General features: G+C 43.1%; 9 protein-coding genes. 4 read left to right on the top strand and 5 right to left on the bottom strand.

Annotated elements, in window-relative coordinates; genetic code table 11:
• The first annotated feature begins 662 nt into the window (after nucleotides 1-662).
• Nucleotides 663-1,118 (top strand): type II 3-dehydroquinate dehydratase, encoded by a 456-nt coding sequence (gene aroQ / locus H6G40_RS21820; RefSeq protein WP_002734113.1) that lies wholly within the window; start codon nucleotides 663-665, stop codon nucleotides 1,116-1,118.
• Nucleotides 1,119-1,142: 24 nt separating this feature from the next.
• Here aroQ and H6G40_RS21815 read toward each other — a convergent pair whose 3' ends face one another.
• The 4 genes from H6G40_RS21815 to H6G40_RS21800 form a co-directional block, all read right to left on the bottom strand.
• Nucleotides 1,143-2,942 carry an ABC transporter ATP-binding protein gene (locus tag H6G40_RS21815; protein ID WP_069475420.1) on the bottom strand — a complete coding sequence of 600 codons (1,800 nt, stop codon included), beginning with the start codon at nucleotides 2,940-2,942 and terminating at the stop codon, nucleotides 1,143-1,145.
• 40 nt (nucleotides 2,943-2,982) lie between these two features.
• Nucleotides 2,983-4,059: a phosphotransacetylase family protein gene (locus tag H6G40_RS21810; RefSeq protein ID WP_002731691.1), complete on the bottom strand. Its 1,077-nt coding sequence runs from the start codon at nucleotides 4,057-4,059 to the stop codon at nucleotides 2,983-2,985.
• A 37-nt stretch (nucleotides 4,060-4,096) separates the two neighbouring features.
• A complete protein-coding gene (gene ebsA / locus H6G40_RS21805) occupies nucleotides 4,097-4,471 on the bottom strand; it encodes a type IV pilus biogenesis protein EbsA (RefSeq protein WP_069475419.1) in 375 nt (124 codons plus the stop codon).
• A 119-nt stretch (nucleotides 4,472-4,590) separates the two neighbouring features.
• On the bottom strand, nucleotides 4,591-5,847 hold the full coding sequence (locus H6G40_RS21800) for a GAF domain-containing sensor histidine kinase (RefSeq protein ID WP_069475418.1): 1,257 nt from the start codon (nucleotides 5,845-5,847) through the stop codon (nucleotides 4,591-4,593).
• A 388-nt stretch (nucleotides 5,848-6,235) separates the two neighbouring features.
• Here H6G40_RS21800 and H6G40_RS21795 point away from each other — a divergent pair, with 388 nt between their 5' ends.
• Nucleotides 6,236-6,556, top strand: a complete 321-nt coding sequence (locus tag H6G40_RS21795; RefSeq protein WP_002732265.1) for a DUF3155 domain-containing protein — start codon at nucleotides 6,236-6,238, stop codon at nucleotides 6,554-6,556.
• Nucleotides 6,557-6,927: 371 nt separating this feature from the next.
• Nucleotides 6,928-7,944, top strand: a complete 1,017-nt coding sequence (locus tag H6G40_RS21790) for a type I glyceraldehyde-3-phosphate dehydrogenase (RefSeq protein ID WP_002731954.1) — start codon at nucleotides 6,928-6,930, stop codon at nucleotides 7,942-7,944.
• Between the two features lie 88 nt (nucleotides 7,945-8,032).
• On the opposite strand, the gene H6G40_RS21785 is transcribed toward H6G40_RS21790, so the two are convergent.
• A complete protein-coding gene (locus H6G40_RS21785; protein ID WP_002734326.1) occupies nucleotides 8,033-8,809 on the bottom strand; it encodes an ABC transporter permease in 777 nt (258 codons plus the stop codon).
• Nucleotides 8,810-8,936: 127 nt separating this feature from the next.
• On the opposite strand from H6G40_RS21785, the gene H6G40_RS21780 reads away from it, so the two are divergent.
• On the top strand, nucleotides 8,937-10,049 hold the full coding sequence (locus H6G40_RS21780; protein WP_002734534.1) for a DegT/DnrJ/EryC1/StrS family aminotransferase: 1,113 nt from the start codon (nucleotides 8,937-8,939) through the stop codon (nucleotides 10,047-10,049).
• Nucleotides 10,050-10,232: the final 183 nt, after the last annotated feature.

Genomic DNA, 10,232 nt, shown 5'->3' with positions numbered 1-10,232 from the left:
AGTTATCAGGATTCAGGAGTCGGGATTCAGGAGATTATTTTTATTTATTCTCCTCTCCCCTCTCTGGGCTCTTCTAGGTTCTGTGTGATAAGTTTAACTTATACCAATTCTCCAAAGTCTGACTACAGAAATTTAATCCCCCTAAATCCCCCTTAAAAAGGGTGACTTAAATTCGATGTGTAGTTTTCATTTAGAGAAATGGTATTACATATCAGGAAAGGCACTGCTGCAAGGGGAATGACTCTCAAATTATTACAGATGTATCAGCAGCTGCGTGTAAGCATCCCACCGAAAAACTAATGCGCTTCGGGGTTTGGGGGGTTCCACCCCCCAAAAGCTTGGATTGAGTGATAGAATCGCAAGCAATACTAAATCCGTTGAGTATGGGCTACATATCAGGAGAGGCACTCCTGCAAAACGGAGAATAAATAATCAGTTTTTATAGCGTTTCCTAAGCTAGTGAGGTACACCTGTTTTTCTTCCCCTTAGCCTTTTGCCTCTTGCATGAGTGCCTAAAACCCATAACTTTTGTACCTCAGCAGACTGAAAAACGCTATAATAACTGGATTTAGTCTGATTACCCTAACGGCAAAAATGCTGTTGATAGGCAATAATCCCTGATCGAGATAAGATTAATTCTGGTGATGATAGGGAAGACAGTGGTGAATAAACTAAGCATTCTGGTTTTACACGGACCGAATTTAAACCTATTGGGGAAAAGAGAGCCGAATCTCTACGGTAACATCAATTTAGAAGCGATTAACCAGTTTTTAAGTGAAGAAGCCACCCGTTTAGGGGTGAATTTAACCGCGCACCAGTCCAATCAGGAAGGGCAATTAGTGGACTGGATTCAGCAAGCATGGGGTCAGCATAACGGTATTTTGATTAATGCAGCAGCTTATACTCATACCAGTATCGCCATCCGCGACGCACTCTTAGGCACAAAAATCGCCTGTGTGGAAGTACACTTAAGCAATATTTACAAACGCGAGTCTTTTCGTCATCATTCCTACATTGCCGATATAGCCATCGGACAGATTAGCGGTTTTGGGGCCGAAAGTTATCGCTTAGGATTATGGGCATTAGTCGATTATTTGCAAAAGAATGGGAAAATTTAAGACAAATGCTGGAACTTCAGGCTTTTAAACCCAAATTTTCGATAAACTAGCGTAGAGGCCGTCTTTGGTTAATAAATCTTCATGGGTTCCCGATTCGACTAATTCCCCGCGTTTCAGGACAAGAATTCGATCGACATTGCGAATAGTGGAGAGACGATGGGCGATAATAATAGCAGTACGATCGACTAAAATCTGTTCTAAAGCTTCTTGAATTAATACTTCTGTCCCCACGTCTAAACTAGCAGTAGCTTCATCTAAAACTAAAATTTCAGGGTTACGAATAGCGACTCTCGCAAAAGCGAGTAATTGTTTTTGTCCTCCCGACAAATTTGCGCCCCGTTCGCGTAAAAGAGTATGATAACCATCCGGTAACTCCTCGATAAAGTGATCGATATTAGTTAATTTAGCCGCTGCCTTCACCTGCTCAAAATCATAATTTTCTCCTAAAGTAATATTGCGAGTCACATCTCCAGCAAAGAGAAAAGTTTCTTGGAGAATCACACCGATATAACGTCTTAATTCCGCTTGGGGAAGATAACGGATATCGATACCATCCACTAGAATTCTGCCCTTACTTGGTTCGTAAAGACGACAGAGAAGACGAATAATCGAACTTTTTCCCGCACCAGTGGGACCGACTAAAGCGACTTTTTCCCCCGGATTAATGGTAAAATTGAGACCTTTGATAATATATTCATCTGGTTTATAACCAAACCAAACATTTTCAAAAATAATCTCGCCAGTTTTAAGTTTTGCTGGGAAAGAAATCTCTTTATAATTGTTAGAATCAGTAATTTCAATGGGAATACTCATTAATTCCCCAATGCGTTCAATAGCAGTAAAACCCGATTGAAACATGGTAAATTTTTCGGCAAACTGACGCAGGGGATTAAAGAGACGTTGGGAGAATAAAATAAAAGCCGATAAAACCCCAAAATCAATGGTTTTTTGGAGAATAAAAATACCCCCTAACCATAATACTCCTGCCACGGCAATTAATCCGATCCATTCCAACGTAGCTGAGACGGCCGAATCATAAAAAATTGTTTTATCTAGGGAGCGACGATACTGAGTATTGATATTGCGAAACATTTCAGCGTTAAAGCGTTCGCGGCGAAATAATTGAACAATATTAACTCCGACTACATTTTCCTGTAATTGGGCATTAAGTTTTGATAATTGCTCGCGTACCTGATAGTTAGCCCTGCGATATTGTTTTTGAAAAAAGATAATTAAAGCAGTGACAGGAAATAACATCAACACCAACAATAGAGCTAATTGCCATTGCAGGGTAAACATGGTGAGGATAATAACTAAAATATTGACCAGATCACTGACAACTCCGATCGCCCCACTAGCAAAAACTTCTCCTAATGCTTCCACATCGCTGGTTAAACGAGTGACTAAACGTCCCACGGGAGAGCGATCAAAAAAACTAGAGGAAAGGGAAGTAACATGACTAAATAAATCTTCCCGGACATTAGCAGTAATTGACTGACCGACTTTCTGCACTAGATAACCTTGTGTTGTCCCTAAAATCAGTCGTAAAATAATCGAAACCGACAGGATAATAATTAGGGTATTAATGGCTGCTGTTAAGGGCATTTGAGACAAAAACCCCCAGGTTTGTTCCTTTTGCAAAAGGGAAACCGCTTGACCGATAATTAAGGGTTGGATCGCCCCCGTCAGAGATAGGGGAAAAAGAAGTATTAATGACCAAAATAGCAGGGCTTTTTGCTTTTTTGCGTAGGGAAGTAATCTTAATAATAAGCTCCAGTCATTTTCTTTGACCGGAGATGACACAGGGGAGGATGATAGACTCATGAAGTGATTTCCCATGAAATTCTGGGCAGCAGGGGAGAAATTACGCCCCTATTGTTAACTTTTCTAACAGGCGATCGATTTGGAAATGTTCCCCCATTAATTCGCGAATACAAGCGACTTTTACCTGTTCCTGTAAGCGAATTTTCCCGAAGGCCTGATCGACGATTTCCACGGTACTGAGAGTATCTAAATTTACCGAGAGAATCGGTACTTCTAAATCCTCGGCCCGTCCCAAAATTAGGGGATCTGGAGAGATAGAACCAGTTAAGATCAAACAGGTGGTAGAAGTTTCTAGGGCAGCTAACTGGAGGTCTGTGCGATCGCCGCCCGTGATCACGGCCATATTTTCCCCCTTGCGAAAATATTCTAAAGCGGCGTTGACATTCATCGCCCCGATCGCTAAACTTTCTACCATCCAATCTAAACGATCGGGACGACATAATACTTTGGCCCCCAAAAGATGGACAATTTCCCGAACACTAATACTACGCAATAATTTACTAGCAGGTAACAGTCCTAAAACTTCCACTCCTTGGCGGGACAAATAGGGTTTCAGGAGAGATTGTACTTCCTCCCAATCATCTTCCGGGATATCACTAATCACTACCCCCAGCAGCTGATTATTTAATTCCTCTCTTGCTTTCAGCAGACTCTCGGCAATTAGGGGAGAACTATAGCGGGCCACCAATAGGATTGGAGTCTGGAGAATTTTGGCCATCTCCCCCATCGATAACTGAAAAATACTGCCTTCCCAGAGAGTCCCCGGCCCTTCGAGGAGGATAATATCACTGTTAACTCGATCGAGATAACCAGCAAGAATATTGCCGTAGTTCTGTTGATCTACACCTTGTAAACGTTTAGCAACGGAATCCGCATCAGTATAGATCAGGGGTAAACGCAGCTGCTCAGGGGATAATTCTAATAATTGCCGAATAAATTCTACATCCTCATCGACCAATTGCCCATCGACGTAGCCCGGACAATTGCCCACTGGTTTGCCGTAACTTATCTCTAGTCCTTTTTGTCGCAAGAGATGCGCTAAACCGACGACAGTTCCCGATTTACCACTGAGGGGTTCCAGGGAAGAGATAAGTATAGATTTGGCTGATTTGGCCACGATTTGCTCCTTTTAACCCGTAAAATCCCGACTTTTATCATTCAAATTGCAGCAGTTTCCGATAAAATCCCTGCGAAAAGTCGGCCGAACCTAGCTGCTTAAAGGTTTTAATTGCACCGATGAGATATTCGATCAACTCGGCGTTAAGAATCGTCATCTCATAGCTTAGGTCGGCCTGTCCTTCAAATTGTAAACGACAACGGGTCAATTCCGAGGGCAATTTTGATACATACCAAGAGGCCACAAAGGGAATCCCTTCGCTATTTTCTATGGGACGACGACCTTCTAAAGATCCTCCTTGATACAAAGCGATCGCATAGGGCAAGATACTATGTTTGTCCTTGGCATAGTAGGGCATATATACTAACACATCAGCCTTATTAGCGGGTTCCAATTGTTCGATCATCGACATAATTAGTCAATTCTTTGCTTCACGGCCAAGTTACCAGTGACACTGATATTTTCTATATATTTTAACCGATCGCCCCCATAATCTCCCGATCAAGAAAATAGGCAGATTTTACGGCCAGATCAGCTTTCTTCACTGAGGTGATCATCGGCTATAACTGGCATACTAACCCGAAAAACCGTGCCGGGGTAAGGGGAACTTGTTGGATCGGGATTAGGACTGATAAATTCAATCGTCCCCCCCATGCTGGTAATTAATTCTTTGGCGATCGCTAAACCCAATCCCGTACCAGGTATATCTCCCCCTGCTTGCACTCCCCGGTAGTGACGTTGAAAAATTCTTTCTTGATCACTCCTCGCTATACCATAACCCGTGTCTTTAAAAACAATTTCTACACTATTCTTAACATTCTGCACCTCGACGGTGACTTTTCCGCCAGCAGGAGTATATTTGAGAGCATTATCAATTAAATTGCTGAATACTTCCCGCAAACCGGGGATATTGGCCCGAATAAGTGGTATGTCTTCCCCGTGAATCGTTTCTAGACTGAGATTTCTCTCTTTGGCTACAGCCTGGGCCGAAAGGAGCAGCGGATCGAGAATATCATGGAGATCGATCGGAGTTAGTTGGCTGCTGCCAGCAGGCAAGAGAAAGGTGGTGGGGGAAGATTGCGCTTGCAGGAGAGGAATATCGACGGTGGGGTAATTTTCGCTTTCTTGCTGAATTTGTGCCTCAAATTCGGCAATTAAGTCCCGAACTCGATCGCTTTCCCTCAATATACCGGTAATGGCAGGATCGTTACCTTCTTCGGCTAAAAGCCTTTTGAGTAGAAGTTTACCAAAGGTTTTTAAAGCGGTAAGGGGATTGCGGATTTGATGGAGAAAAGTATCGAGGCGCTGACGTTGCCATTGTCGATAATAACGTTCTTCTCCCAATTGGCGATCAAGTACACAGGCTAAAGCGAGGGTTTGGGTGATTTTTGCCATCTGGGTTAATTCCCAACTTTGCCAAGGTCGTTTTTCTCTGGTTGTCACCAATAATCCGATCATGCCCTCTTCATACATTAAGGGTAAAAACAAGCGATGACCGCTGACGGTCTCCTGATTACTCCAGAGGTGGGATAAATCTTCTAACTTAACCGCAGTTAACAAGTCAGCCGCCGGTTGCCCTGGTTGCAAGGAAAGCCGCTTTTTTTGGGGAGAAGGGGGATTAAAAGGCGGATAAACAACGACTGGAATTAAATTACTCGATAAAGGTTCAGTTAAATAAACCGCACTTCTGTCTGCTTCCATTTGCTCCCGCAAAAGTTCCATCTGTGTCTGACACAGGGCAATAAAATCATCACTCAGGGGAGTCCGGGAGGGGGAGGAGAAGGGCATACTAAGAAAGTAAAAAGTAAAAAATCAGAAAACCTTGATAAAGCTAGGGTTACGAGTTTTATTTCCCAGTTGACAGGGGAGAGAATGACTCTCTCCTTGGGTCGGGTGCAGCCAGTAAAAAGCAATTAGGATAAGGGTTTGGTCACTGTTTTCGGGGTGGATCACGGTATATATTAAAAAAAGTTTAAAAATAATAAGTTTTGTATCGGGATTTGGGGCTGTGTTTTTGTCAGAAAAACTTAAACATAGTCCCAGTCTAGCTTCCGGTCAAACTTGTCCGTAATTGGCTTTCTAAGGGACACTTGATTTCTCGATCTAGAAGGGATATAATCGCTACGGCTTTTGTAACTATCATTACAACGATTAGCCAAAACAGGAGGTAATTGGGTTGGCCAGAAAACGGAAACGTAAGAGTCGCCGTCGTCAAGAAGGACGTAAGATACTTGAACTTGTACCCCAGTATAGTATTGAAAGTGGCGAAGATAAACCCGTAACTGCGGCGCGTAAGTATATTCAAGCTATAGGCATTAGCCCACCAGCTTTATTGGTTGTTAAGCGTAACGAGCATACAACCGATCGCTATTTCTGGGCTGAAAAAGGACTGTTTGGAGCGCAATATGTGGAGGAAAACCACTTCCTTTTCCCAAGCTTGCGCGATCTGCAGCCCCAGCCTCAGCCCGTCAAAGCACCGGTAGCAGTTGCCAAATAACTCAAAGGACTATTAATCGTATCATGGAAAGTGAACTCGTTTACAGAAAAGTAAACGAGTTTTTTTTGAGGATAAGAGGAGCGGGGACCTTTAAGTGATCAGTAATCAGTAAACTGAAAACTCACATCTGATTACCGAAAAGGCGGACAGCTAAGGAGGGAATGGGGTTATGAGAATCTTTTAGGGGTTATTTAGGCTAATTTTGGCTTTAAATCGCTTTAATCAATTAAATTTTCTCATTTAAACCCGATAGGATTGCTGAGGTAATAAATTATTTTCGATCAGGATCGTAAAGTTCAACCTTTAAGGTATGATTGGGAACATTAATTATTTTTTTATGTATTGCACTAGAACGTAGAGGGCAAGCAGCAGTGATTAGAGTAGCGATCAATGGTTTCGGACGGATTGGACGTAATTTCCTAAGATGTTGGTTAGGACGGACTAATAGTGGCTTAGAAGTAGTGGGGATCAATGATACATCCGATCCCCGGAGTAACGCTCACCTGCTCAAGTATGACTCGATGTTAGGCAAACTTAACGCTAATATCGATGCCGATGATAATTCTTTAATTGTTAACGGTAAGACTATTAAATGTTATTCCGATCGCAATCCCCTCAATCTGCCCTGGGCAGAATGGGGTGTAGATTTAGTGATCGAAGCTACCGGTGTTTTCGTTGATGAAGAGGGCGCTTCTAAGCATATTGTCGCAGGAGCTAAAAAAGTCCTCATTACTGCACCGGGTAAAGGTTCGGGTGTGGGAACCTATGTCGTTGGTGTCAACGCTCACGAATACGAACACGATAAATACAATGTCATCAGCAATGCCAGTTGTACGACCAACTGTCTTGCTCCTGTCGTCAAAGTGATTCACGAAAACTTCGGTATCATCAAAGGGACGATGACCACCACCCACAGTTACACTGGTGATCAACGGATTCTGGATGCTAGTCACCGGGATCTGCGTCGCGCTCGCGCCGCCGCCGTTAACATCGTTCCCACCTCCACCGGTGCCGCTAAAGCTGTAGCCTTAGTTATCCCGGACATGAAAGGGAAACTTAACGGTATCGCTCTGCGTGTACCCACTCCTAACGTTTCTGTGGTGGATTTAGTGGCGCAAGTGGAAAAAAGCACGATCGCGGAACAGGTAAACGAAGTCCTCAAAGAAGCTTCGGAAAATTCTTTAAAAGGAATTCTCGAATATAATGATTTACCCCTCGTTTCCTCTGATTATCGCGGTGTTGATGCCTCCTCGATCATTGATGCTAGTCTCACCATGGTGATGGGTGGCGATATGGTGAAAGTTATCGCTTGGTACGATAACGAATGGGGTTACTCCCAACGGGTGGTTGATCTCGCTGAAGTCGTTGCCAGCAAGTGGAAAGGCTAAATCAGTGATCAGTCAACTGTAATCGGTGAACAGTGGGCGTTAATTAGGAGTCAGGAGTGGTTAGTGATAACTGACTAACTGATAACTGTTAACTGATAAGTGATAAATTCTCACCGAAAAAGCGCCGATAGATTCCCTCTGTCACCAATTGAGCGGTGATTAGGTTAGCTAGGGCAATCATAAACAGGATCAGTATCTGGTAGGAAGCGGCGTTTAAAGGTTCACTTCCTGCCAATACCTGTCCGGTGAACATTCCGGGTAAACTGACTAAACCCACCACCATCATCTGATTGAGGGTGGGTATTAAACTAGCTCGAATCGCTGCTTTTTGGTAAGATGCGATCGCTTGTTGAGGGGTTGCCCCTAAACAAAGATGGGTTTCGATTTCCAAACGGTGACTTTTAATGGCACTGCTTAATCTTTCCCCGGCTAAAGAGGCACTATTCATGGCATTGCCTAACACCATCCCCGTCAAGGGAATCAAGTATTGGGGTGAGTACCATTGTTCTGGTTGAATAATTAAAGCGATCGCATAACCTAAAGTTAGACAGCTACTAATCAATAAAGAGCCAAAAACTAGGGGTAATAAGCCTTTATCTCGGCTATCAATGCGATTTTTAGCAACAATAGTCGCGATAGTCATCATTACTGCCAAAATCCCCAGCACGGCTAGAGGATTATCCAGGGAAAAAATAAAGGCGATAACGTAGCCTACCACTAATAATTGCAGGATCGATCGACCGGTCGCCAATAATAATTGGCCCTCTAGAGCTAAATTTGACCAACGGGAGAGGATTAAACAAATACCCATCATCCCCAAAGCCCAACCCAAATCCACCAGATTTAGTTCTACTAATCCATCCATAAAAATAAAAGAAACAAATTACAACAATACTTAATCTATAAATAGCAAGTTTATAATTATTTTTGACTAATTATTCCTTCTTTTCCCCAACAAATCCCGATTAGTCTCTAATTTTGAGTGAAAGCGCGTGAGTACAATTCCCCCCGTCGATTTATCCCGTCAATACCAAGTCATCAGCGAAGAAGCTAACCATGCCGTGTTAGAAATCCTCCGTTCTGGGCGCTATATTGGCGGTGAAGCTGTGAGCGAATTAGAACGACAATTTGCCCTCTATCATGGTGTTAGCGATTGTGTCGCCTGTAATTCGGGAACCGATGCCCTTTATCTGGCACTGCGCTCCCTCGGTATTCAAGCGGGGGATGAAGTAATTACTTCCACTTTTTCGTTTATTGCCACCGCCGAAGCGATTAATTTAGTCGGGGCAGTGCCGGTTTTTGTCGATATCGATATTAATACTTTTAACCTCGATGTGGCACTGTTGGAAAAAGCGCTTACTCCCCAGACTAAAGCGATTATCCCAGTACACCTTTTTGGGCAATCTGTCAATATGTCTGAGGTAGTAAATTTCGCTCGTTCCCATAATTTATTTGTAATCGAGGATTGCGCGCAGGCAACGGGAGCAGAATGGCATGGGCAGAAAGTGGGGAGTATCGGCGATATTGGCTGTTTTAGCTTCTTTCCCACCAAAAATTTAGGCGGTTGTGGCGATGGTGGCGCAATTACCACCAATAACCCCGAGTTAGCGGCACAAATTCGCATGGTTAAAGAACATGGGAGCAAGGTGCGTTATTTTCATGAGGTAATCGGTGTCAATAGCCGCTTAGATGCCATTCAAGCGGTTATTTTGCAAATTAAGCTAAAATATCTCGATTTTTGGAATAATCAACGGATCGAGATTGCCCAACGTTATCGGGAATTACTGCAACCTTTGCCTAATATCACTTTACCTACCGCTTTAGCCGGAGGTAAGCACGTTTGGAATCAGTACACAATCCTAACGGAAAATCGTGACCAAATTCGGGCAGCTTTGCAGGAAAAAGATGTCCTATCCATGGTTTATTATCCGATTCCCCTACATTTACAGCCGGTTTATCAGTATTTAGGCTATAAAAAAGGTGATTTACCCATGGCTGAATTGGCCAGTGAAAAAGTGTTATCTTTGCCTATGTTCCCCGATTTAAGCTGCGAGGAACAACAACAGGTAGCCTACGCGCTGAAAGATTGTTTGCATAGTTCCTAAGTTATCAGTGGGAATTATGAATTATGAATTATGAATTAAGTAGGTAGGTGTTAAAAATTGTCAGATTCCTCCCCTTGATAAGGCTATCCATTAGTCACATCTTTCTTAACATAAAATTTGACAAAAAGAGAAAAGTGTGCAAGATGGCTCAAGGGGGTTCTATGGGGGGACTAATTTGATGAG

This window comes from Microcystis viridis FACHB-1342 (assembly GCF_014698335.1).
Taxonomy (GTDB): Bacteria; Cyanobacteriota; Cyanobacteriia; order Cyanobacteriales; family Microcystaceae; genus Microcystis; species Microcystis ichthyoblabe_A.
Note: the sequence above shows the minus strand (reverse complement) of the source record. Positions and strands in the feature narration are given on the sequence as shown.

Coding starts and splice junctions, on each gene's coding strand:
- H6G40_RS21815 (WP_069475420.1), bottom strand. CDS start 2,942: ATGAGTCTATCATCCTCCCCTGTGTCATCTCCGGTCAAAGAAAATGAC.
- ebsA (WP_069475419.1), bottom strand. CDS start 4,471: ATGTCGATGATCGAACAATTGGAACCCGCTAATAAGGCTGATGTGTTA.
- H6G40_RS21800 (WP_069475418.1), bottom strand. CDS start 5,847: ATGCCCTTCTCCTCCCCCTCCCGGACTCCCCTGAGTGATGATTTTATT.
- H6G40_RS21785 (WP_002734326.1), bottom strand. CDS start 8,809: ATGGATGGATTAGTAGAACTAAATCTGGTGGATTTGGGTTGGGCTTTG.